This is a genomic window from Vibrio sp. N418, assembly GCF_000222565.1.
In the GTDB taxonomy this organism is placed as follows: Bacteria; Pseudomonadota; Gammaproteobacteria; order Enterobacterales; family Vibrionaceae; genus Vibrio; species Vibrio scophthalmi.
Genome location: NZ_AFWD01000002.1, coordinates 142,159 through 166,651 on the forward strand (window position 1 = coordinate 142,159; position 24,493 = coordinate 166,651).

The 24,493-nt window shown below is 43.9% G+C and carries 22 protein-coding genes; 12 read left to right on the forward strand and 10 right to left on the reverse strand.

Annotated elements, in window-relative coordinates; genetic code table 11:
• The first annotated feature begins 201 nt into the window (after positions 1 to 201).
• Positions 202 to 1,350 (forward strand): iron-containing alcohol dehydrogenase, encoded by a 1,149-nt coding sequence (locus RH86_RS00885; protein ID WP_009384347.1) that lies wholly within the window; start codon positions 202 to 204, stop codon positions 1,348 to 1,350.
• A 98-nt stretch (positions 1,351 to 1,448) separates the two neighbouring features.
• On the opposite strand, the gene RH86_RS00890 is transcribed toward RH86_RS00885, so the two are convergent.
• Positions 1,449 to 1,826, reverse strand: a complete 378-nt coding sequence (locus RH86_RS00890; protein WP_038219022.1) for a VOC family protein — start codon at positions 1,824 to 1,826, stop codon at positions 1,449 to 1,451.
• A 229-nt stretch (positions 1,827 to 2,055) separates the two neighbouring features.
• Between RH86_RS00890 and RH86_RS00895 the strand changes: the two genes are divergently transcribed.
• Positions 2,056 to 2,682, forward strand: coding sequence for a lysoplasmalogenase (locus RH86_RS00895; RefSeq protein WP_009384351.1), 627 nt, complete (start codon positions 2,056 to 2,058; stop codon positions 2,680 to 2,682).
• Between the two features lie 65 nt (positions 2,683 to 2,747).
• On the opposite strand, the gene torS is transcribed toward RH86_RS00895, so the two are convergent.
• Entirely contained in the window at positions 2,748 to 5,633 is a 2,886-nt protein-coding gene (gene torS / locus RH86_RS00900; RefSeq protein WP_009384353.1) for a TMAO reductase system sensor histidine kinase/response regulator TorS, read from the reverse strand.
• Positions 5,634 to 5,713: 80 nt separating this feature from the next.
• Between torS and torT the strand changes: the two genes are divergently transcribed.
• Both torT and RH86_RS00910 read left to right on the forward strand, forming a co-directional pair.
• Positions 5,714 to 6,715, forward strand: coding sequence for a TMAO reductase system periplasmic protein TorT (gene torT, locus RH86_RS00905; protein ID WP_009384355.1), 1,002 nt, complete (start codon positions 5,714 to 5,716; stop codon positions 6,713 to 6,715).
• Between the two features lie 9 nt (positions 6,716 to 6,724).
• On the forward strand, positions 6,725 to 7,180 hold the full coding sequence (locus tag RH86_RS00910) for a methylglyoxal synthase (protein ID WP_009384357.1): 456 nt from the start codon (positions 6,725 to 6,727) through the stop codon (positions 7,178 to 7,180).
• A 110-nt stretch (positions 7,181 to 7,290) separates the two neighbouring features.
• Here the strand turns inward: RH86_RS00910 and helD are convergent, their stop codons facing one another.
• Positions 7,291 to 9,354, reverse strand: coding sequence for a DNA helicase IV (gene helD, locus RH86_RS00915; protein WP_009384359.1), 2,064 nt, complete (start codon positions 9,352 to 9,354; stop codon positions 7,291 to 7,293).
• Positions 9,355 to 9,553: 199 nt separating this feature from the next.
• On the opposite strand from helD, the gene yccS reads away from it, so the two are divergent.
• From yccS to RH86_RS00935, 4 genes are all read left to right on the forward strand, one after another.
• Positions 9,554 to 11,734, forward strand: a complete 2,181-nt coding sequence (gene yccS, locus RH86_RS00920) for a YccS family putative transporter (protein ID WP_009384361.1) — start codon at positions 9,554 to 9,556, stop codon at positions 11,732 to 11,734.
• A 273-nt stretch (positions 11,735 to 12,007) separates the two neighbouring features.
• Entirely contained in the window at positions 12,008 to 12,217 is a 210-nt protein-coding gene (locus RH86_RS00925; protein WP_005599390.1) for a hypothetical protein, read from the forward strand.
• Positions 12,218 to 12,308: 91 nt separating this feature from the next.
• The gene (gene glpD / locus RH86_RS00930; protein ID WP_009384365.1) at positions 12,309 to 13,865 is read left to right on the forward strand and encodes a glycerol-3-phosphate dehydrogenase; all 1,557 of its coding nucleotides are present in this window, start codon (positions 12,309 to 12,311) and stop codon (positions 13,863 to 13,865) included.
• Positions 13,866 to 13,925: 60 nt separating this feature from the next.
• Positions 13,926 to 14,591 (forward strand): PilZ domain-containing protein, encoded by a 666-nt coding sequence (locus RH86_RS00935; protein WP_009384367.1) that lies wholly within the window; start codon positions 13,926 to 13,928, stop codon positions 14,589 to 14,591.
• Between the two features lie 38 nt (positions 14,592 to 14,629).
• Here RH86_RS00935 and luxQ read toward each other — a convergent pair whose 3' ends face one another.
• The 5 genes from luxQ to RH86_RS00960 all read right to left on the reverse strand — a co-directional run bounded on the left by luxQ (position 14,630) and on the right by RH86_RS00960 (position 19,596).
• On the reverse strand, positions 14,630 to 17,197 hold the full coding sequence (gene luxQ, locus RH86_RS00940) for a quorum-sensing autoinducer 2 sensor kinase/phosphatase LuxQ (RefSeq protein ID WP_009384369.1): 2,568 nt from the start codon (positions 17,195 to 17,197) through the stop codon (positions 14,630 to 14,632).
• The gene (locus RH86_RS00945) at positions 17,197 to 18,294 is read right to left on the reverse strand and encodes an autoinducer 2-binding periplasmic protein LuxP (protein WP_009384371.1); all 1,098 of its coding nucleotides are present in this window, start codon (positions 18,292 to 18,294) and stop codon (positions 17,197 to 17,199) included. Before RH86_RS00945 ends, luxQ begins: the two co-directional genes overlap by 1 nt.
• Before the next feature lie 101 nt (positions 18,295 to 18,395).
• Positions 18,396 to 18,719 (reverse strand): GIY-YIG nuclease family protein, encoded by a 324-nt coding sequence (locus RH86_RS00950; protein ID WP_009384373.1) that lies wholly within the window; start codon positions 18,717 to 18,719, stop codon positions 18,396 to 18,398.
• A complete protein-coding gene (locus RH86_RS00955) occupies positions 18,712 to 19,368 on the reverse strand; it encodes a YceH family protein (RefSeq protein WP_009384376.1) in 657 nt (218 codons plus the stop codon). Before RH86_RS00955 ends, RH86_RS00950 begins: the two co-directional genes overlap by 8 nt.
• A 33-nt stretch (positions 19,369 to 19,401) precedes the next feature.
• Positions 19,402 to 19,596 carry a hypothetical protein gene (locus tag RH86_RS00960; RefSeq protein WP_009384378.1) on the reverse strand — a complete coding sequence of 65 codons (195 nt, stop codon included), beginning with the start codon at positions 19,594 to 19,596 and terminating at the stop codon, positions 19,402 to 19,404.
• Between the two features lie 190 nt (positions 19,597 to 19,786).
• On the opposite strand from RH86_RS00960, the gene RH86_RS00965 reads away from it, so the two are divergent.
• Together RH86_RS00965 and RH86_RS00970 are read left to right on the forward strand one after the other, a co-directional pair.
• Entirely contained in the window at positions 19,787 to 20,107 is a 321-nt protein-coding gene (locus RH86_RS00965) for a DUF496 family protein (protein ID WP_005599404.1), read from the forward strand.
• Positions 20,108 to 20,508: 401 nt separating this feature from the next.
• On the forward strand, positions 20,509 to 20,745 hold the full coding sequence (locus tag RH86_RS00970; RefSeq protein WP_009384382.1) for a YgjV family protein: 237 nt from the start codon (positions 20,509 to 20,511) through the stop codon (positions 20,743 to 20,745).
• A gap of 125 nt (positions 20,746 to 20,870) precedes the next feature.
• Here RH86_RS00970 and glpK read toward each other — a convergent pair whose 3' ends face one another.
• Together glpK and RH86_RS00980 are read right to left on the reverse strand one after the other, a co-directional pair.
• A complete protein-coding gene (gene glpK / locus RH86_RS00975) occupies positions 20,871 to 22,376 on the reverse strand; it encodes a glycerol kinase GlpK (RefSeq protein ID WP_009384384.1) in 1,506 nt (501 codons plus the stop codon).
• 110 nt (positions 22,377 to 22,486) lie between these two features.
• Entirely contained in the window at positions 22,487 to 23,080 is a 594-nt protein-coding gene (locus RH86_RS00980) for an OmpA family protein (protein WP_009384385.1), read from the reverse strand.
• A 285-nt stretch (positions 23,081 to 23,365) separates the two neighbouring features.
• Between RH86_RS00980 and RH86_RS00985 the strand changes: the two genes are divergently transcribed.
• Positions 23,366 to 23,983, forward strand: a complete 618-nt coding sequence (locus RH86_RS00985; protein WP_009384387.1) for a thiol:disulfide interchange protein DsbA/DsbL — start codon at positions 23,366 to 23,368, stop codon at positions 23,981 to 23,983.
• Between the two features lie 17 nt (positions 23,984 to 24,000).
• A complete protein-coding gene (locus RH86_RS00990) occupies positions 24,001 to 24,474 on the forward strand; it encodes an FKBP-type peptidyl-prolyl cis-trans isomerase (RefSeq protein ID WP_005599409.1) in 474 nt (157 codons plus the stop codon).
• Positions 24,475 to 24,493: the final 19 nt, after the last annotated feature.

Here is a 24,493-nt window from a genome sequence, read left to right on the forward strand (position 1 = left end):
ATTAGTATGCCTTTACGTCTTTTACTACGTAACGAGGCACGACACAGCATTATCAAACAACAACTGATTAAAGCGCTATTCACTCATTAACGGTGATTCAACGATTATTGAGTTGCAATCGTGTTTGACCGCCCCCATTAAGTAATAAATAAATCAATAATATTAGTTCTCCAAACTACCCCTACGAGGTGTGCCATGTCTATGCAATTCACTTATCTAAATCCGACAAAAATATTCTTCGGCCAAGGGCAAATTGCCGCTATCGCGAATTCTATTCCTACTACAACTAAAGTGCTTGTGGTTTATGGCGGTGGTTCAATTAAAGCTAACGGAGTGTATCAGCAAGTTGCAGCAGCACTGGAAAATCATCAATGGTGCGAGTTTTCGGGTGTTGAAGCGAATCCAACCAAAGAAACACTCGATAAAGCGGTGGCGATTGTCAAAGAGCACGCGATTGAGATGATCCTTGCAGTCGGTGGTGGTTCGGTTATTGATGGCTGTAAGTACATCGCTGCGGCATCTCATTACGATGGTGACGGCTGGGATATTTTGACAGGCCAACACCAAGTAGGATCAGCAATACCTCTGGGTGCAGTACTCACCCTGCCGGCAACGGGGTCTGAATCGAATTCTGGAGCGGTTATCACGAAAGCAGCAACGCAAGATAAACTGGCATTTCTTTCCCCTTTTGTTCAACCACAATTCGCGGTTATGGATCCGGATGTAATGAAGTCCTTGCCTGAACGTCAACTTATCAATGGCTTAGTCGACGCATGGGTTCATGTTTGCGAGCAATATCTGACCTACAATCACGGCCATATGGTACAAGATGGCTATGCTGAAGTGTTATTGCGTAATCTTTTGACGCTTGCGAGCCAATATGACCAACGTGATAATGACCAATGGCGAGAAAACCTAATGTGGACGGCAAACCAAGCGCTCAATGGCTTGATTGGTTCCGGCGTACCACACGATTGGGCGACTCATATGATTGGCCATGAATTAACAGCACTTTGGCATGTTGATCACGCGCGATCTTTAGCGATCGTGCAACCCTCTCTATTGCGTAATCAGATTGAACTTAAACGCGGCAAACTTGAACAGATGGGCCGTGAGGTGTTCCGTTTAGACTCCGGTGACCAGCTTGCTGAGCGCACTATCGACGCGATTGAAGGCTTCTATCACAGCCTTAATGTACCGACCCAACTAACCGAACATAACGGCGATAAAGCAGCAGCAATCAATTTAGTTCTTGAGCAACTTGAAAAGCATGGCATGGTTGCGTTAGGTGAAACACAAGCAATTGATTTGACGCAAAGCCGCGTCATCCTAGAAAACGCGATTGCTTAACTTTCAGCTTTTAGTTCTAGGCTTAGCATGACATGTGCTAAGCCTAAATCTCGTTATTAACACCCTTGTCGATCGCGTTTCAAATCAACGAAGAACGCTTATTGAGTAGAATGTAATCCGATAATATTACCTTCAGTATCGCTTACTAATGAGATCCGCCCATGCTCGCCGATCGACATTTTGGGCTGAATGACCTTACCTCCAGCAGCGACAACTTTCTGCTCTTCGTTTAAACAATCCTCGCAAGAAAAATAAACGATTACGCTATTCCCCCCAGCCGCCATTCCCGGCATTTTAACAATTGTGCCCGTCGCACCATAAGATTCCATATCTGAACCAAAAGCCCACATTTCAATATTTGACCCATCCGGTGTTTCAATGTGTTCAAGAACAGCGTTAAAGACATCTTGATAAAATGCTTTCGCTCGTTCAACGTCATCAACATAGATTTCAAACCAACAAACAGGATTACTCATACCAGTTACCTCAGCACATATAGGTCTGATAAGAATAGTGGCTAACAGACAAAATTGACCACTTTCACATACAAATTGCTCTTTATGACTACTACCATCAATAAAACCAAACTTTTCCATTAGACGACTGGTAAAAGATTAATAATTTTCAACATCATATAGAAATTTTGAGCAACAACCGCTAAGGTTACGGGGATCAATACAGATGGTTTATGTCTAAAGGAAAAATATGTGGTTTGCTATTGTTTCATTTTGCTTAGTGCATATTTACACGATTAGTCATGGGCCGCGTTGGCTATTTTACCTTAGCAAGCCTCTCCCTGCGGTATTACTTGCGTTGCTGGTGGTTGGCAGTCCAAGTCACAACAACGACTACAATCATCTCATTGCTTTAGGGCTATCTTTGTCGGTATTAGGCGATGCACTTCTGATGTCGCCCAAGGATCATTTCCTCGCTGGTTTGTGGTGTTTTTTAACTGTACAGATCTGCTACGGATTCGCTTTCTCGCTCATTATTCCGAGTTACACGAATCTGCTGCTGCCTATCTTATTAGCGTTTAGTGGCGTGGTGATCTTTCTCTTATTGGCGCCAAATATGAAAAAGGTTCGCTGGCATGTAGGCTGTTATATAGCTGCTATTTTGTTTATGGCTTGGAATGCGATTCAAGCGTGGCAAACCTCTCCAGAACACATCGGTGTGTTAGCGGGTATTGGAGCGATCATTTTTATTATGTCGGATTTGGTTTTAGCCATTGACCGATTTAGAGCAAGTTCCGATTTTTCTCGCCATGTCGTAATGTTCACTTACTACACCGCACAATCGTTAATTGCCCTATCGGCCATTTGGATGATCTAATCTTGTTACTCTTTACTAATCCGTTATTGATCAACTAAAACTTATCATTATTTTGCCGACTATATTTAGGCGACTATCGCTAATAATGCCAACTTGGACTCTTGTAGAACGTCGACCAGTTTAGTTTTTGAAATTTGGTAGGTTTGCCTCGGGTTGTTGGCACTCTCAATATCAGCGCACACTTGGTGGAGAGCCATTAAGCCTAAACTTCCCGCTGAACCTTTCAATTTATGCGCCAACTGCTTCACTTGAACGTTGTCATTCGCCTGTTCTGCATAAGTCAGTAAGGCTAATATCTCATCACTGCCATTGAGGAACAATTCCACAATGTGCTGCATTTTTTCTTTACCAAGCACGTTGAGATCATCAAGGATCACCGCTTCATTAATGACGCTTAGGTGGTTGGTGCAAGGTTGAGGCAAATTAGCCTGATCGAGTAACAAAGTCTTTCCTTCCAGATGATTCTGAATAAGTTCACATAACGCTTCTTTATCTAGCGGCTTCGGTAAGTAACCATCAAAACCTGCCGCCAGATAACTCTCAACTTCTTCGTTATAGACATGCGCTGATACGGCAACAAAAGGCGTTAGATCTGACGCTGGTATTTGGGCATCTTGCTCCATTTGACGAAGCTGTTCCAACAGATCGCGGCCATCACAATCAGGTAGGTTAATATCCAACAAGGCAATATCGAACTTGTCTTCGGCAAACAATTGTTTAGCCTCTTCACCCGTTTCGGCAATCACAACTTGGTGGCCTAAATTTGTCAGGAACCCTTCTGCAACCAGGCAGTTAACTGGATTATCTTCCACCAACAACACTTTGGCACTCAGAACGCATTGATTCTGACTCTCCTTCTTCGCGACTTCTTGTCCTAATTCAAGTGGAACGGTAAACCAGAATCGGCTCCCCTGACCGACTTCGGATTCCACATTTAGCGTACCACCCATCGCCTCTACAATACGCTTACTGATCGCTAAACCAAGTCCAGTACCACCTTTAACACCTAAACCACCCGACGCTTGTGTAAAGGCATCAAACAGTGTTTCCATTTCTTGTTGTGAAATACCAATACCCGAATCTGATACTTCGAACATCACCTGATTTTCATCTTCTAATGAAACGTAGATATCAACATGTCCATCGTCGGTGAACTTGATGGCGTTACCAACCAGGTTAGTCAGTACTTGGCTGATGCGCGTAACATCGCCATACCAAAATGGTGCGATATCACTTTCGATGATGGTGTTCAGTTCAAGGTGTTTTTCTTTCGCTCGGCCGGTTAACAGTTGATGGACATCTTCAACCATATAGTGAAGATTAAAATCAACCGGGCGAATTTCTAAGTGACCCGCTTCAATTTTGGAGTAATCAAGCACATCATTAAGGATCGCGAGCAAGGTTTTGCCACTGCGGTTGATGATGTCGACATAGTAAGTTTGTTGAGCATTTAGCCCGGCATCTTTAAGTAGACGAGCCGTACCTAACACACCATTCATTGGGGTACGAATTTCATGGCTCATAGTCGCAAGGAAGGCAGACTTAGCACGGCTCGCCTGCTCTGCTTCTTGGCGAGCTAATGTATGGTTAACCACTTCGAGGTTAAGACGCTTGTTCGCTTCTTGTAACTGATGTGTACGCTCAGTGACCAACTCCTCTAATTGCCCTTTATGTTCTTCTAGCTCGCGCTTAGCGGTGCGTTCACTCTCCGCCACCACTTTCAGTGCATGGGCGGTATTTCGCGCAGTGATGATAGCTTGTCCCATATGCGCCAATTCATCGTTACCTTTTACCGTAATATCGACCTTCAATTGTCCTTGAGCAATCGACAGCAGCGCAGAAGAATACTCCGCTAATCGCTTTAATACCGACACGTAAACCACTTTCCATACGATGAGTACCACGATTATCATCCCTAACACGGTTATGATAGTAAGGGTCAATTGGGCAAAATTAAGCGTGGTTTTTAACTCGTCGACCGCTTCCGTTGTCGCTTGGTTGGAATCATCCACCAACTTATTAACGGTCGTATTCAGTGCTGTGAATTGATTGAGCGTATCGAGCATCAACTGATGTGATTCTTGCTCGTTATCGTGACGTTGTAACACAACATCAAATGCGACCCCACGCTTATCAAGTTGGGTGAGAAGTTCAGACATTTGTACTGAGCGTGTCGGATCTTCCACTGCCGTTACGCGGCGCTTCATGATTGACAAGTTATTATTGAACTGCTCGCGAATACTGCTTAATCGCTTAGTATCGTTAATCGTGCGAATTTCTTCGATTTGATTTAGCATTTGGAACGCTAATAGGTGCAGTTCATGCAAGCGCTCAGAGAGATCCAAATCAACTTCGACTAGAGCATCGAGTGCTTGGTAGGCTTTCTCTGTTTGCTTTTTTGCTAGCAGATCATAAATGTGCGTGACGTTCGCCACCGCAATAGTGCTGGTATTTGAAACTTGCGTGCGAGTAAGTTGCTCCAATTCTTGGGCAAGAGTACGCATATCTTCCGTGCGTACAATTAAATCGTGTTCAAGAAACAGCTTCTTCTCGACGACGATGCCGAGTTTGCCCAACGTGTTGATGATCTGCTGTACATTCGTTTCAAGAGATTTAAGTAACTGAGAATCAAAAGAATCTGAGCCTAATTGTTTGATATGAGTCAGTAAGGCTTCCAGTTGATCAAACAGTTCCTTACCCGATTGTTTACGTTGCGCTTCGGTTCGCGCATTGGTTAGGTTTTGCACCGACGAGATAATACGTGAGCTAAGCTCTGCCACTTGACGAGCTTCTATCATTGAAGGGATCGCGGAATTAACTACATTGCGTTCGGTTTTCGCCACAAACGAAAAACCAAAAACGCCGATAACGGACGACATAAGAACCAACAGTGCCATCGCCAAAAAAGCAAACAACAACTTACGGCCAATGCTGGCTTTAGCAAGTAACATGGGAATTCATCACTTCTTAACTCTCTCAGAATGCGCTATATTCTGCAGTGTTTACACTATTTAATCCAACGAAAACCGTCATGCCATTTGTTTCTGTGCCCAATAGCTTTATCAAAATTTCACTTCTTCTTTCATGCTTATTGTTTAGCGTTCATTCTGTCGCCAAAGAGCCGTTACGAATTTGTGCCATTTACCCTCACCTCAAAGATTCCTACTGGTTATCTGTTAACTATGGCATGGTGGACGAAGCACGCAAAAACAACGTTCAACTACGAGTACTCGAAGCCGGTGGCTACCCAAACCACGAAAAACAAAAAGAACAGCTTGCGCTGTGTACCAACTGGAATGCCGACGCAATTATTCTAGGTACTGTAGCACCTGATATCTACTTCTCAGATCTGAAAAGCTATGTTGGTAATACCCCCATTTTCGCCACTGTGAATAAACTGATTGTCGATAAAGAGACGGAAAGCCTCCTCAAAGGTGAAGTAGGCGTTGATTGGTACTGGATGGGTTACTACACCGGCGAATACCTCAAGCGTAAACATCCACTAGGCAGTGGCATCACTAGTGTCGCCTTGTTACCTGGACCAAAATCAAGCGGTGGAACGAAACCCGTTATTCAAGGGCTACTAGCCGCTATTAAAGACAGCGATGTCCGCATCACGGAAACGTACTGGGCTGATAATGATAAAGAGCTACAACGCAATCTAGTGCAAAAAGCGATTGAAGGTGATCAAATCGATTACATCGTGGGTAGCGCTGTAGCAATTGAAGCGGCAATCAGTGAATTGCGTTCAGCAGGAAAAACCGGACAAATCGGTCTCATCTCCACTTACCTTAGTCATGGCGTGTATCGCGGTTTGCTACGAAATCGTGTCGAATTTGCCCCAACCGACAAAATGGTTAAGCAAGGACGTCTCTCGATTCAACAGGCAATTCATTACCTGAATGGGATGCAATATGAAAAAATTGAAGCTCCTATCATAGAAGCTTTGACACCGAATAGTCTCAACCCTAAAGTGATCGCCGAGTCTCTGTCTCCTTCAGAGTATCGCCCTACGTTTTATATCAATAATTAGGAATATTAGATGCAAAAAACAACGCGTACTATGCCAGCACATAAACATGTCGCGCTGGTCGCTCACGATAACTGCAAGCCAGAGCTGTTGCGTTGGGTAAAAGAAAACAAAGAGAAACTTCAACGACACTTTCTTTACGCAACGGGCACGACTGGCCATATGCTAAGTAAAGAGACTGGCCTTGCAATTAAGAGCATGATCAGTGGCCCTATGGGCGGCGACCAACAGTTAGGTGCGTTAATTTCTGAAGGTAAAATTGATGTGATGATTTTCTTCTGGGATCCCCTCAATGCCGTTCCACACGACCCAGATGTAAAAGCCCTTCTACGTATCGCGAGTGTATGGAACATTCCGGTTGCCACAAACCGTGCCACCGCTAAATTTCTCTTTAGCTCAGATCTTATCGAGCAAGAAGTAGACATCGAAATTCCAGATTATGACGCATACATTGCTGAGCGCACTTAATTCTTGCTATCAATGTTTAACGGCAAGTGCTGATTTCAGTCTGAGATAAGAAAAAACCGAAGCATTGGCTTCGGTTTTTTATACAACGTTTAACACTGGCTTAATGCTAACTATGCTTGGTTCACTGGATAATCGTCGTTAAGTAGCTCTTTGACAAAAGTAGAACCACTGCCTTTATACGCCACCCATACTTTTTTCTTCGCACGGGTTAATGCCACATAAAATAGACGTCGCTCTTCTGCATAAGCGAAATCATCGTTCGATTGCGTTAACGCACCATTGAGGTGAATCGCTTTCACTCGCGCAGGAAACTGGCCTTCATCAACATTGACAATCACTACGTAGTCCGCCTCTTTACCCTTACTACCGTGACAAGTCATGAACTCAATATCGAGTTGATTAAACTGTTTCTGCCAATCAGTAAACAACTCTGGCTTGTGGTAGTGATTGCGGCCTAAAATCAATACCGTTTGCTTTGTCTTCGCTTTACGATCTAATTGATCGAGTACCTTCTCAACATTCGCCATTGGCAACAAGGTGACCGCTTTGCCTTTTTGCTCTTTGTGGCTCTTAAGTTCTTTTTCCAACTGGTTAGGGTTTTGCTGAATAAAGGCATTGGCAACGTTACCCAATTGGTTATTAAAGCGATACGTTGTATCGAGATAGTGTAACGTAGAGTTAGGGAAACGTTCAGCAAAGCCAGTGGTCAAGTCGACATCTGCACCCGCAAACTGATAGATTGACTGCCAATCATCCCCTACGGCAAATAGCACGCAGTCTTGGTGTTTGCTTTGGTTACACAGTGCTTCCACTAATGCCAATCGCTGCGGCGAAATATCTTGGTATTCATCAATCATGATGTATTTCCAAGGTGAGGTAAATTTGCCTTTTTGCACGTAACTGGTTGCACGGCTTATCATGCTGTTAAAATCGATTTCATTTTGTTCTTTCAACATTTCTAGCCACGCTTGATAACATGGCCACACTAGTGCTAACTCGCTGTTAAGCCGTGTATATTCACGATGTTCAACCAGCTGTTGCTGGATCTGCTTTTTGCTGCATTCCATCGCCGCTAGTTGGCTCAACTGAGTATCTAACCAAGCGATTAATTTCGGGTTTTCTACATGGCTTCCTAACTCTTCATCACCGGCAATATAGGCAATTGGCCATTGCGACAGATGTTTTTGCCAGCGTTTGTAGCTAGTGGGTGTCATCCAATGGCGTTTTAACCAATCAGTACACCAGGCTTGACGTAAATTGTCGTTGGTCGCCACTTGAGAAATCGAAACTTGATCGCCTTCCACATGGCGCAAGATCTGCAAACCAAGCTGATGGAATGTGTTCACTTTCACCGGCTCAGAGCCTGAACCAATCTTACTGCTTAGTCGCTGCCTCATTTCTTGGGCCGCTTCTCGACCAAACGCGAGCATTAATATTTCTGAGGCTTGCGCTAAATGGCTTTGCAACAAGTAGGCCACACGTGCGGTAAGTACACTGGTTTTACCTGAGCCAGCACCAGCTAAGACAAGGTTATTGTTATCGTTTAGCAACACCGCTTTTTGCTGCGATAGATTGAGAGGTGACGATTCAATTTGCGAGAATAGTACTTTCCAATTGTCCAGTTCATTGAGCATCCAGTCATGATTACGCTGTTCAAGCTGTTGCTCGGAATCGTTGATCCATGGGGCAATTTTGCTCATCCGCTTGGGAATACGCAGCGTCGCATCTTCTAGCGACATCGACATTGCACTAAAATCTTGGTTTACCGTATCAAGCCACTGTGAAACTTGAGCATGAGTGACAAAGCTTTGTGCACGATGGAATACACTGACCTGCTCTTCCCACTGCGGTAAATGTGCCACTAACTGACGACATTGCTCGTTATGCCAATGCTGATAATGATTGATTGCGTAGCGCGCAAATTGGCGGCATTTTTCCCACGGCAAACCTTGCACAAGCCAACTTTGTTGACGATTATCTTGAGGATGTGCGAAGAACTGCAATCCGCCCCAGATTAACCCACGCTTGAGTTCAACGCGACCATTCCAGATATTAAAGGGAATGCGCTCTTCACAGTTTTCTGAGCTCAATACGATAAAATCGTTATCGAGGCTAACATGATGATATTCGTTTTGGATGAAGAACTTTGCAGTCTTGTTTGCAGTTAGCTGCATTGTAATAAGCCTATGGATTCTGTTGCTTTTATCATATCGTATCCTTGTTCCGATTTGAAAAAGGAATTGAAAATTCGTTGTCAATAATCGCAACGCTTAATTTATCAACAACTAAACTTATTTCTTTATCTGTATCAGAAGTTTACCATAGAGACTCTGCTATGATTCGCTCTCAGTTACGGTAAAATTTGGAATTACAGTGCATTTTTTGAGTCAACTCCGCCTCTATTGGGCTAATAAGACGTTTAATTACAGTCTATTAATACTGACCACCCTGTTAGGTGTTGTCATTCCAACTTGGTATTACCAGCTAAATTCATTAGTCATACCGTTGATTCTTGGGGTGATTGCAGCGGCGCTTGCTGAAAGTGAAGATAGTTTCACCGGTCGCTTAAAATCTGTCACACTGACTTTTATCTGCTTCGCAGTCGCCTCCGTTTCGATTGAAGTACTTTTCAAATATCCACCACTGTTCGCTATTGGCCTCTTCGTCTCTAGCTTCGGTTTTATTATGCTAGGTGCGATTGGTCCTCGATATGCCAGTATTGCCTTTGGTTCGTTATTGATCGCTATCTATGCCATGTTAGGGGCTCACGAAAGCACCAACCTTTGGTTTCAGCCATTAATGCTACTCAGTGGTGCCGCTTGGTACTATTTGATGTCGATGATTTGGCATGCGTTTTGGCCAACACAACCGGTACAGCAAAGTCTATCCAAAGTTTTTTATGAGCTAGGCAATTATCTCGATGCGAAAAGTGAACTCTTTCACCCAGTTGCTGACCTTCATCCCCAGCCCTATCGAATTAAAGAGGCAAACCTCAACGCACTGACCGTTACTGCGCTAAATCAATGTAAGGCCACATTACTGAGTCGCTCCAAGCGTGGCCATATCGATGGTGCCAGTGACCGTTTCCTCAATATCTATTTTATCGCCCAAGATATTCACGAACGTGCTAGTTCGAGCCATTATCGCTATCAAGAGCTCGCATCGCATTTTGATCGTTCTGACGTACTCTTTCGTTTTAAACACTTATTGCAAGTTCAGGCCAAAGCATGCCGAGAAATCGCTACAGCAATCCGTTTAGGTAAGGACTTTCAATATACCGACTCCATCTTGGCTCTCGATGAATTACAAGCCTCTCTTACCTACTTGCAGCAGCAGAACAAACCCGAATGGCGTTCGTTACTCTCGCAACTCGGTTATCTATTTAATAACCTAGCCACGGTCGATAGACAGCTGAGCAACGTTAACAACCCAGATGTCAGCCGTTTAGAAGAAGGAGTTCTTGACGATACTGATGCACACACGCCAAAGATCATGTGGCAACGCATTCGTTCTAATCTCAACAAAGATTCGATGCTGTTTCGTCATGCGATTCGGATGTCGATCGCCTTAACCCTCGGTTATGGCATTATTCAGTTGTTTGATATTGAACGTGGCTACTGGATCTTGCTGACCACCCTATTCGTCTGCCAACCTAACTACAGCGCGACAAAACAAAAACTGGTGGCGCGAGTATTAGGCACTCTGGTGGGGCTACTTGTGGGAGCGCCACTGCTGGCTATATTCCCGTCCCAAGAGAGCCAATTGGTGTTTATCGTCATTTCTGGTGTGGCATTCTTTGCTTTTCGTATCGCCAATTATGGTTATGCGACCGGATTTATTACTCTGTTAGTGTTGTTCTGTTTTAATCAGCTTGGCGAAGGTTACGCTGTCGTGTTACCGCGCTTAGCCGATACATTGATTGGCTGCGCGCTTGCCGTTGCGGCCGTCACCTTCATCCTGCCTGATTGGCAATCGAAGCGTTTACATAAAGTGATGGCTGAAGGTATTCGCTCCAATAAGGATTACCTCGCACAGATTATTGGCCAGTATCGTATTGGTAAAAATGATAGCCTCGCCTACCGTATCGCACGTCGTAATGCCCACAACCAAGATGCCAATTTAACGTCAGCAATCAGTGCGATGTTGGTGGAACCGGGTAGATATCTCTCAGCCGTGGATGAAAGTTTCCGTCTGTTAACGCTCAATCATGCCCTACTGAGCTATATTTCGGCCTTAGGCGCTCATCGAACGCGAATCGATAATGATTGTACTCATCAGCTTGTTTTGCAATCGCACCGTGTGATTCACCATCACCTTGAATCTCTCTACTGCCAATTAAACGATCAATCTGCGGAATGTACGACGTCAAATATTGATGACCCTGCACTGGAAGCTCGCCTTGCAGAATGGCGCGATGAAGATGACAGTTCGGCGAGAATGGTGCTACAGCAGCTCTATTTGATTTATCGCATGCTGCCAGAACTGCACTCACTGGCGAGCAAATTCTCGGTACGAGTTAACCACTCGTCTGAAACAGAGCAAAGCGCTCAGTAACAAGTGGTCTAGCGCAATAACAGCGCTATTTATCAATGCATCACTGTGGGTAATTCTGAGTTATAGATTACACACAGTGGCTGCAAAAGTAGCCTAAAACGAATGTCAGTTTCACCGAGTTCTCGCCTTTAGCTGACACAATTCGGACATTACTTCCCCTCAGTTATCTATTCTAAATGCCTCTAAGCACGCACTGATGCGACGACCAAAATAAAACGATTACCATAAGGATGTGGCGCGGCTTAGTTTTGCTTTCAAAACAAGGGGATTCTAATGGCAACTGTCCACAACGCCAGAACAACGACCTATCTTCAGCGCTCATACCACGACTCGAAAAGACTCGAGTTACTCAAAGCGAGCTTGCATCAACTCACGCCAAGTCAGTTACGGGAGTTACGTGGCGTCATCAATACCAAATTGGATGATAGCGCCCGATTTAAAGTTACTGATGAAGAACAACGCTTGATCAACAGCCTGTTTTAATGTTGTTTGTTGGTTATTAGATAATTTTCACATTCCGTTATTAGCGTTTGTCTATAATTACCACTATTAGCCCTGATATCAGGAACTTATAGTGAGCAAAGGCAAGTCGATAATAAATCAAGATTCCACGCTCGATGTCATCATTGTTGGCGGAGGCATTAACGGCGCGGGTATTGCTGCAGAAGCGACCAATCGTGGACTACGTGTCGGATTATTCGAAGCTAAGGACTTTGCCTGTGCAACTTCTTCAGCCAGTTCAAAACTCGTCCACGGCGGATTGCGCTATCTTGAATATGGCGAATTTCGGTTAGTCAAAGAAGCGCTTAACGAACGAGAGATTTTGCTCTCTAGAGCCGCTCATCTCATTAAACCCATGCGCTTTCGCCTGCCACACTTATCCCACCTACGGCCAAAATGGCAAATCAAAGCCGGACTATTTTTATACGATCATCTTGCCAGACGCTGCATTCTTAAGCCTTCCCGACAAATGAAAGTCGACCCAGCCGATGGTTTAGAAAAAAACATAACCACCGCGTTTGAATATTCTGATTGCTGGATTGACGACGCACGTTTGGTGATAGCGAACTTGCAGCAAGCCCGTTTAGCAGGCGCTGAAGTGCGTAATTATTGCCAAGTGATAAAGAGTAAATACGAGCATGGGTTATGGAAGGTGACTATTTTTGATCAGCGAACAAATCTAGAATCAGTACGCTATAGCCGCGTACTGATTAACGCTACGGGGCCTTGGGCCGCTTCTTTTATTGAGCAATACACGCCAGAAACAAGCCCACATAGTATGCGTTTAGTGAAAGGATCGCACCTCATCGTGCCTAAGCTCTATCAAGGAGAACACGCCTACGTTTTGCAAAATAAGGATAAAAGAATCGTCTTTGTTATTCCTTACCTTGACCGTTTTTCAATGATTGGTACTACCGATATCCCTTTTGAAGGTGATGCTTATAGCGCGAAGACAAGTGACGAGGAAACCGCCTATTTGCTGCGGCTCACCAACCAATTTTTCACCCATCAACTTGATACGAGTGATGTCATTGATAGCTTTAGCGGTGTCCGGCCCTTATTCGAGGACATGCCGAATGATACTAGTAATAATGAGCAAAAGCCGGTGTCGGCGCAAGCGCTCAGCCGCGACTATGATCTGACAATACAGTCAGTGCATAATGCGCCACCTCTCCTCACTGTTTTCGGCGGTAAATTAACCACTTACCGTAAGCTTTCCGTTAAAGTGATCAAAGCGTTAGAACCTTTTCTTGCCTTATCACCGCCACAGTCAGAACCGACAGCCCCCCTTCCCGGCTCTATTGGCCTGCAAAGAGCGGTACTACTGAATCAAGTCACCTGCGCACATCCCTCGCTTTCAGCAGCAACCGTTGCAAGACTCGTGGCTCAGTATGGTACTGCTGTGTGGGACGTAGTGAAAAATGCCGAGACTCATAACGAAATCATCATCGCTGACTTACACCGCTTTGAGTTAGATTATTTGGTCGAAAATGAGTGGGCCTTCACCGCTGATGACATTGTGAGACGTAGAACCAAGCTGCATTTTGATTGCGATGCACAAGAACTGCGACGGCTTGAAAATGAACTCTCCATCAGACGAAGATCCCAAAATGATCTTCACCTAAAGTGATACGGTTCAACTTATTGTTATTCAACGTTATAGTAGGCGATATGTTTTCCACGTACGCTCATGACTATGCCGCAAAACAACGTTGATCAGCTTATCCCATTATTGACCGCTGGCCTCAAGCTATCGATCAATCTTGAGTTTGGCCCCAATGACACACACTCATACAATGCCGATTACATAGGGTGTAAGCTTGGCCAATATCTCATCGTTGAGTTGCCAAAAAAGTCGCAAGAAATGTTGGTCATGCGCCAACTGAACAACGTTTCTGTTGTCGTTCGAGCGGTAACACAGTCGAAACTTGGCCATATCATTGCGTTCAAGAGCTCTGTACTCGCCTGCATAAGCGCACCAACTGGGTTATTGTTGATCCGTATGCCACAACATTTTGCATCGAAACCGATTCGCAATTATGAGCGCTACTCGATCAACATCCCAGCCCAAGTTACCGCCAACACCGTCACCTACGAAGCGACTATGACCGATTTTTCCATCACCGGCTGTGCTTTGTCTATTGCGGGAGAAAACAACTTCGAAAAAGAGCATATAATAGAGATTGCTTGTGAACTTTCAAATGCACTACCGCAAGAGTTAACTTATTCCGTTGTAAGCATTGAGAAAACCAAACACGGCCATAAAATCGGCGTCAAATTTGATCACGCTATCGAGCTAACCCAGACACTAAAACAAACGCTGCTTGAAAAATCCTTCCAAGCCAAGCCACTCTGAACCACTCTTGACAAACAGTCATCCCAACTCACTGAGCGTTACTTATCCATGTGGCTAACATAGTTAGTTTGGAAAAAAGTATCTCGATAATGAATCAGAGCTTTGTTAAGAGCGCTCTCTTTGATCGGTTTAACGATGACATAATTTGCCCCCGCATCGATAAATGCACGCTTGGTATCATGCATACCATCCGCCGTACAAGCATAGACTGGCACCGAAGAGTGCAATTCTTGACGGATAATTTTGGTCGCTTCTATTCCACCCAAACTCGGTAGTTGATTGTCCATTAAGACCAAATCGAGTTCCGGATTATGTTTTAAATGCTCTATGGCATTGTAGCCATCTTGCACCCATGTCACTTTCATTCCATATTTTTCACAAAATGCACGGGCGATATAAGCATTTGTATGGTTATCTTCGACCAACAATACCTCTAATGAGCGATCAAACAGTGTTTCGGGTTTCACGAGCAATTGGTTGTCTTCAGCGGATGCTTCATTGTCATGCAATTGGATTGGCAGTGTAATATTAAAGCGTGTCCCCACGCCAATTTCGCTTTCAACCCAAATCGAACCTTCAAGTAATTCAACTAAGCTATGAACAATCGCCAAACCTAGGCCACTACCACCGTACTCACGGGTTGTTGTCATTTCGGCCTGAACAAAAGGCTCAAAAATATGCTGAAGTCGTGAGCTATCAATACCAATGCCCGAATCTTCCACTACAACATCCAGTGTCGTATCACGGCCATGAGTCTGGAGATTAAGACTGACATTAATTGAACCAAAATGGGTAAATTTAACCGCGTTACTGACCAGATTAAACATGATCTGGTTTAAGCGAATTTGATCGCTGCAGACCAATTGCCCTGCATCGATATTACTTTGCATCGTAAACCGAACATTGTTTTCATCGCACAGTGGTCGATAAGTTTTCTCTATCGTATTGACGATTTCGTACAATCTAAAATCTCGGCTTTGGATATGAAACTTACCCTGTTCAATTTTAGAAAAATCGAGAATATCGTTCAGTACTGCTAATAGATGTTCGCCACTATTGACCAAAACATTCATATGCTCGATGTCGTTTGCTTTGGTTAGGTTGGTTTTGAGTAACTGAGAAACACCCAAGATACCATTTAGCGGTGTGCGCAACTCATGGCTCATTCTGGCCAAAAAGTCCGCTCGAATCCGCGCTAGCTCTTCAGCTTCTTCACGCGCCATTTTACTTTGATGTTCCGCTTCGACAAAGCTAGTGACATCTTGTCCTTGCGCCATAATGTGCCGGGTTTGATTGTCTATAATGATGGGAGAGAAGTTCCAACGATAAGTAATATCGCTGATGGCAATATTAATTCCCGTCAATGATGCCCCATTTGCCGCCATTCGAATCTGCGGGATAAGCTTATCTAATAATAATTGATAGAGTTCATCACTTTTACAGAATGTACGTTCCGCTGCCGGATTCATTCGCAGTAATTGGCCTGATGTATCCCATAAGGTCATCGGTGACAGTGAGTAGTTGAATAAGTCTGTAAATTGCTTTTCTTGTTCGCGGAGTCTTTTGAACGAACGTTGAAACGATTTGCCGATAGTGTTGAATTCTGCTATTTCAGATCCTTCAAACCGTTTTTCTTGCTTGGCTTCTATGCTTTGCTCGGTGTAGACCATTAAGTTATTCAGCTCTTTCGACACTCTCAGCCGGAGCCAAAATCGGCTGTACAGTGCAATTAACACGATCACCAATAGTGCAGCACCAACCCAGAGGTAGTGGCCTTGCATTAATAACGCGATATGAGAGTTATCTTGAATGGTGTAAACCGTAATAAAAGTAGCCACATCGTTGATGGTTAAATCAACCTTCGAAACCATGAAATCATTCGCATTGAGTTCCGGAGAGTATTCTTCAAGCCATTGGATGTGACGAGCATTCGTTTTCAGGCTACTCGCGATGATTTCACTGCCGACCGTCAACACAACCTCATCGACATTACTGCCATCCAGTAATGCGCGAATAAGAGAAAAATTATTGTTTAGTACAATACCGACATAGAGATCACCGACTACCTCACCATTACTCATTGCAATCAGTGAGGTACGGCGAATCATCAGATAGCGCATTCCCAAAGCAGAAGGTGTTTGCGAGATATACCAATCACTACCCGTGACGAGATCATGGCTAATATGCATTAATTGTTCATCATCAATACCGTAGAAACGGTGATTCTCATCGTTCCACGTTATCTTGTCGCCTTTGGTGATAAAACGGAAATCAGGCGAAAGATCGGGATCGATTTGGTCAATACCATTAAAGAATAAGGTGATATTTTCTTCACTGTCACCGCGTAAAGAATCGATCAGGGATAAGCTACGGCTGTAGCTATCTTGCTGGATTTCAATCGATTCGAGCCTGAATGTAAATATTTCTTGTATCAAGCTCGATGTTTGCAGCTTTGAACGAGCAACTTCTTGTGTGACCACTTGGCGGTTTACTTGGTAGTTTTGTAACACAACCACTAAGGTAAGCACGCCAATTGTCACAAAAATTGAATGCGTTAATAGCGTCGCAAGTTGGTGTTTGCCCGTTCGCCTTTTCCACAGTTTCATTATTGGTCTGAGTACCTAAATGCACGACGCTTTAAGATGTCGATCTTTTCACCACTATCGGCACTCGTTACCACTTCAAAATCACCCGAATAAACATGGGGAACTGGCTTACCTTCTAAGTCCCACTTAATCGCCTCAGCCATCGCAATGCCGGTGTCATCGTTCATACGCATCACCGTCACATCAATATCACCTTGTTCGATCGCCTCTAACTCCGCAGAGCCTCCCCCCCAGCCATTAACCAAAATATCGCCTCGTTTGAGTTGTTTCAGAGCATCAACGGCACCCAGTGCGACATCGGTTGAACAAGCATAAATAAATGAAATATCCGGATCTTTTTCCACCGCATTCATGGCTGCGTTGAAACCCGATTCTCTGGTCGCTTTGGTGTAGAATGAAGAGCTCAACTTATAGCCGTCATGATGGCTCATCTCTTCAATGAAGGTATCTCCACGCGCATCACTAATGTAGCCTTCTGAAAAGTACAACACGGAATACTTACTACCAGCTGCGGTTTTTTCTTTGTAGTAATTTTCGATGTGCTTTGTACCTAGCTGGTGGTCAAAACCAACATACATAAATGGCTGATGATCATCCCAAGCGCGCACCGGAGTGGTAATATTTTGTAGAATGAGCTTGGTATCGGTTGAGCTGATTACATGCTCGATAAATTTTCGATGGCGAGTGGTATCTAAGGTAAAAATTAGGTAGTCTGAGTTGTTTTGAATCGCTTCGAGTAACGACAAGCTTTGTTGTCGCATATCCACATTAGGCCTTGTAAATACCTGATTAATATTATACTTGATGCCCAGTTTATCCAAGCGAGCTTCAAACGCTTTAATGTTACGAACCCAGTAATCTGAAATTTGTTGGCCTGGATAAACCACAGAGATTGAAATAGGCTGTTCTTGCGCCTTTTCTATAGTGGTCGGTTCCTCTCTCACCGCCTGTGAAAGTTGCTCCGTCAATACCTTTTGCCTTACGTGTGATTCTAGATATTCATCATACTGCCAATAGCCATTTAACACTTGCGTCGAATGCGCCATCGCGTTTAATGAGATGAGAGACAGTAGCGCAGCTAAAGTCGTTTTATACATACAAAATCTCTTTTTTACCTAGCCATTAAGTAGTTCAGTACAATGCTGAACCATCAGAATTTTATTTGAATTTTTTGTCTATTATAAAGCGTAATACATTTTTAACTTTGCGGGTTTATTAGCTCACAATATTCTTGTGGAAGGGCCTCATTTAGATCTAGCTTGCCGCAAATTAAAGCCTCTTTTCGTGATTTATGAATTTGTTTTAATTGATACTCTATCTTAGACGCTATACTGCGGTTATCGCCAGCCGGATGATACCACGCTAAAACAAGTGGCCCTTGCCCTCTTAGGGCTTTCGCGCCTGTGCCTGCACAATGCATCTCGAAACGGCGCTCGACATTGGTCGTAATACCACAATAAAGTTTGTCAGAGCGTGTACGTACAAAATACACGCTCCACAATGTCTTAGTTGGGTTAACCATTCAATTCTTCAATCGTCGCACGAAGTTCGAGAACCTCAGCTTTTAATGCCGCAACTTCCGCCTCCAACTCAACAATGCGTGCATTCGCCGATTGACCGGTAGATGACGGTGCTAAAGCAGCTAACGCTTCAATATCTACTTCGCCACTAAATAGATGTTGGTAACGTGATTCTCGTTTACCTGCTTCACGTGGCAACTTAACAACGAGGGCGCCCGTTTCAGCATTAGCCATTTTGTCTAGTAACGCCTCGACTTCCTTTACGTCAGAAAATTCAGCAAGGCGATTGGTGCGAGTGCGAATTTCACCCGGCGTTTGAGCACCACGAAGTAGCAAACAGCAAACAATGCCTTTTTCCTGCTTACTTAGCTTCAGGTCGCCAAATTCTGTATTACAGAAACGATGCTGGAACTTGTTTGCTCGGCTATTAAAGCTACTCTCATCACTGACCAAGCGGCGAGAGATCAAACTATCAACAGCGCCTTGTACATCAGAATCACTCAGTTGCAAAACGGGTTCGCGGTTACTTTTTTGGTTACAAGCGGCGGTTAAACTATTGAGCGTTAGGGGATAGTAATCAGGTGTTGTGACTTCTTTTTCGATAAGACAACCAATCACTCGTGCTTCAATCGGGGATAGCTCAATATTCATAATACTTCCTTATTATTTTAACTTTGATATGAATTAGTGTTCTGCCAAGAGTGGCACTCGCTTCAAGTTGCCATTTTCATCAATAATGACAATTTTAGCGCGGTTTAGCTCGACTTCGGTGATTTCTTGCTGTGTTCTCTCAAATATGTACGCTTTCACAAGTTTTTCATTGCGCATTTCATCTGAGGTCGCTTCAGGCTTTGGTAAGATAATGTCGGAACTTCGCATAATTCAACACGTTATCATTCAAGTGACTTTGCAAAATAATATATCGTTCCAGCGATAGGCTCAATCTATCTTGAAACGAATTGCTGATAAAAGCACCAAGTTGTCGAAATGATTGATCTTAGTACTGTAAACCCCCGCTCTGTTATGATTTAATCATTGCCAGTTAACGTTAAAACTAGGAATGGAACCTATGAGTGGTGTATTTGAAATCGTATCTCAGGCGCGTCGTAAGAATAAGTTAAAACGTGAGCTTATCGATAACGAGAAAAAAGTTCGTGATAACCGTAAACGTGTAGACCTTTTAGAAAACTTGATGGATTACATCGTTGCAGACATGTCTCATGATGAAATCGTTGCAATCATCAAAAACATGAAAGCGGATTACGAAGACCGTGTTGATGACCACATCATCAAAAGCGCTGAAATCTCAAAAGAACGTCGTGACATCAGCCGTCGCATTCGTGAACTAACTGAAGCTGACAAACAAGTTCAAAAAGGCGTTAAGAAATAACTTATCGCTGTAAAGGCTGATTTTTCAGTCTAAATAGATTTGAGCTCACATGCTTATATGTGGGCTTTTTTTTGCTTTTTAGTTAACACTTCGTTGCATAGCCCACCACTCCCCAACCGTTTGCGTAATCGCTAACCTTCAATCTTCTGCATTTCGAGGGTTTAATCACAGTTTTGTCGCTGCTATGCTTTTGTTAAACACAATAAGCATCTGTCAATGCAATGCTAAATATAACAACACATACCATGCATTCAGAATGACTTTTGGTACAAACTTTGAGTTCAACGCAGTGTAGTCAGTTTCTATCTCCTAGAGCGACAGGGGAAGGACGCATACCAAGCTAACCGCTCCGCTAAAACACAAAGTAGTACCAATACATCGCAATAAAATGAGGGTTAACAATGGACTTTAACGGAGTCGAACTATTAGGCTACGCTGCATCCATCATGGTCGCACTATCACTGACTATGAAAGATATCATCAAGTTACGTGTCATCAACTTTTTTGGCTGTGCGCTTTTTACCGCTTACGGCTTAATGATTGATTCCTGGCCAGTGGTTCTGACTAATGGTTTCATCGCGTGCGTTAATGTTTACTTCCTAGTCAAAATGCACCAAGACAAGCACAAACAAGTCTAACGTTTTATTTCGATCGTCTAGGTAGTAGAAAAGTAAGCAGAGTAAGCCTGCTATGCAGGGCTTACTCAAGGTTTAACGAAGCAAACAAGCCTGAATCTCTTAAATAAGACGATCCAGTCTATCTATTACTCATCGTCTAATGTTGCCCATAACTGGGCGCACTTCACCGCGCGCTTCCAACCTTTATAGCGTTGAGCTTGTTTGTGGTTATCTTGGCAAGGCGTGAATACATCATTTATCGCGTTGGCACTGGCCGTTTGCTCACTATGAGGCCATGTTTTGCATCCCAACGCCGCCAGATAAGCTGCGCCAAGAGCGGTAAGCTCACCAACTTGAGGTCTAACAACGGGGGTTGCCAATACATCGGCTTGAAATTGCATTAGGAAGTTATTTTTAACCGCACCACCATCTACATTGAGATGTTCCAATGTCATGCCCGAATCGGCTTGCATGGCTGCCAATACGTCCTTTGATTGATACGCAATACTTTCTAAGGTGGCTCTGACAATATGATTGGCATTAACACCTCGGGTTAATCCCACAATTGTACCTCTCGCATGCGCATCCCAATAAGGGGCACCCAACCCCGTAAAAGCAGGAACCACATAAACACCATTGGTGGAGTTTACTTGTGTCGCCATTTCTTCCGATTGCTGAGCAGAGTTCAGTAATTTCAACTCATCACGTAGCCACTGAACGGATGCGCCGCCCATGAAAACAGAGCCTTCAAGGGCATAACACGGATGACCTTGTGCATCACAAGCGAGTGTCGTTAATAGACCATGAGTTGAATTAACACGTTGCTGCCCGGTATTCATTAATAAGAAACAGCCCGTACCATAGGTATTTTTGGCTTGACCTGCTTGGGTGCATTTTTGACCAAACAGCGCTGCTTGTTGATCGCCGGCGACACCGCAGATAGGAATGTTATGGCCTGCAATGTTTGCATCACCAAAATACGATGAAGAAGATTGCACCTGTGGCAACATCGATTTGGGAATCGTAAACAATTGCAGTAATTCATCATCCCATGCCTTATCGTCAATATTAAACAGCATGGTACGTGAAGCATTGGTGTAGTCTGTTGCGTGAACATTTCCTTGCGTCATTTTCCAAATGAGCCAACTATCCACCGTGCCAAATAACAATTCGCCCCGCTCGGCTTGTTCCCGAGTACCATCAACGTTGTCTAAGATCCATTGTATCTTGGTTGCCGAAAAGTATGGGTCAAGTACCAAGCCTGTTTTCGTCTTTATGCACGCTTCTAAACCACGTGCAACTAATTCATCACAGTTCGGCGTGGTACGACGACATTGCCATACAATGGCATTGTGCACGGGCTTGCCCGTTAATTTATTCCACACCACCGTGGTTTCACGTTGATTCGTAATCCCTATCGCTGCGATTTCGTCGCCACGAATCCCGGCCTTTGCTAAGGCTTCGGTTAACGTTGCACTTTGGCTTGCATAGATATCAAGCGGGTCATGCTCAACCCAGCCGGCTTGAGGATAAATCTGTTTGAATTCACGCTGCGCATTGGCGACCACACTGCCTTGATGATCAAACACGATCGTTCGGGAGCTTGTTGTGCCCTGATCCAGCGCAACGATATATTTGGGTTGTTCAGCCACGTAATTTTCCTATTGGCACGTCTTGAGAGTAATTATAGGCAGATACAAAAACGAGAATAGCGCCAATGTCGCTATTCTCGTGCTAATTCGTCTAGATGAGTACGGTTTGCTTAATAATCCGCCGATAAGATGAACAGGACTTCTGCACGTCGATTACAAGCTTTACCTTTTGCAGTAGCATTATTACAAGCAGGCTCAGCTTCGCCATAGCCACGTGTAAATATTGAACGCTGATCAACGCTATTGTTGACTAAAGACTGCTTGACGGCGTCGGCACGTTTCACCGAAAGCTTGTCATTAAATTTCGCGGCGCCAGTATTGTCAGCATGGCCATCAATCACTACATCAATACCTGGCTGGGACGCAACGTAGCGGGCGATAACGTCGAGCCAGTAAGCAGACTGACGAGACACTTGCGATGAACCCGTATTGAACTTGATCGTATCGACCAGTTTGACCATCTTGTAATCACCCGGCAGCACTTCATAATTTAAATTGTGCTTTGCTAGAAAACTTTCTAGTGAGTGTGGTTGGTACGCATTCTTTTCACCATAGGGGCCTTGCACGCCGGATTTTGGTTTCACCGTGGCTTTGCCCCAATCTGGGTGCATTACGTCTTGTTCACCTTGCGGCGCTATGGTCAACATGTTGTCGTTAAGAATATCATCGGGTAACGAACCACAGCCCTGTAGGGCTAACAACATACTTAAGGCTATTAATGCTCTCATCTGACTACCATCTAAATCGATTGCTTACAGACGTTATATCGCCCTATTAATCGATTTCTTTAGATAGATTAAACAAAAAGTTATTTGCTTGCTCATTTTTATCGCAAACACTCGTGTTTCTCATTCATAACTACAAACATATGACGATAAGTTGTTAGAAATTGCTACTCTGAAGTTATAACCGTTTGTTAAATCCTGACATAACGGTAAAATCAAACCACTTTAAATGCGCCCTTGCCGCGCACGTAACGAGAAACTTTTATGAAAAAAATGATCACACTATTTTTGCTAGGTGCTTCGGCTTTATTAGCGGGTTGTTCTGATAGCACCGTACCAGTTGAAGGTGAGCAGTATTCAAAACTGCCCGCAAACCTATCTACCTTCCGTATCCCGCAAGTAACAGAAGTGTTTTCGTTGAACTGTGGTCACTGCGGCAAAATGGAAGCGGAAATCCCTAAACTGGAAAGTTTAATCGATCAAAGCATTGGTAAGATCCACGTGACCTTTAACGAAAGTGCACAAATTGGCGCGATGATTTACTACGCAGCAGAAATGCAACTTGGCCATAAACCTGATCACCAAATGATGCTTGAGCTTTTTTCTGCTGTACAAATGGGTGACGGTTCGACCATTGCACAACGTAAAGCGGCCATCGATAACGCATTTCAAAGCCGTAACCTGATCTCACCATACAACCTAAACGAAGAACAGCAGGCTCAGCTATTCCAGGCAATACAACTGGCCGATGACATTACTACGCAAGGTCAGATCAGCTCAGTACCAACTTTCATTGTTAATGGTAAATACCAAGTGATTACTTCTGGTCACCAGAATGTCGATAGTATTGCTGACACCATTAACTACCTAATCAAAAAATAAATTAACGGAAAGGATTCATGTCTAAATTTGTATTTCCAATCATCATTTTTGTGCTTGCCGGTTTTTTCATTTATCGTACTTGGACTAACCACAAAGCAGCTGATGAAAACTTCCAACTTGGCCAAGCTTTCTTGCTCGAAAATGGCACTAAAGAAGGTGTGGTTACCACCGAAAGTGGCCTTCAATATGAAGTACTAACTAAAGGCGAAGGAAGCGTTTATCCAACAACAGCAAATCGCGTTAAAGTTCATTACCACGGTACGCTCATTGACGGCACCGTCTTTGATAGTTCTGTTGAGCGTGGAGAGCCAATTACATTTGGTCTTGGCCAAGTCATCAAAGGCTGGCAGGAAGGTTTAACTTACATGGTAGAAGGCGACAAGTTCCGTCTCTACATTCCAAGCACACTGGCTTATGGAAAAGGCGGTACAGGCCCTATTCCACCTGCAGCGACGCTTATTTTTGATGTAGAGCTTATTGAGATTCAATAACGCTAACTCAGAAATTTAT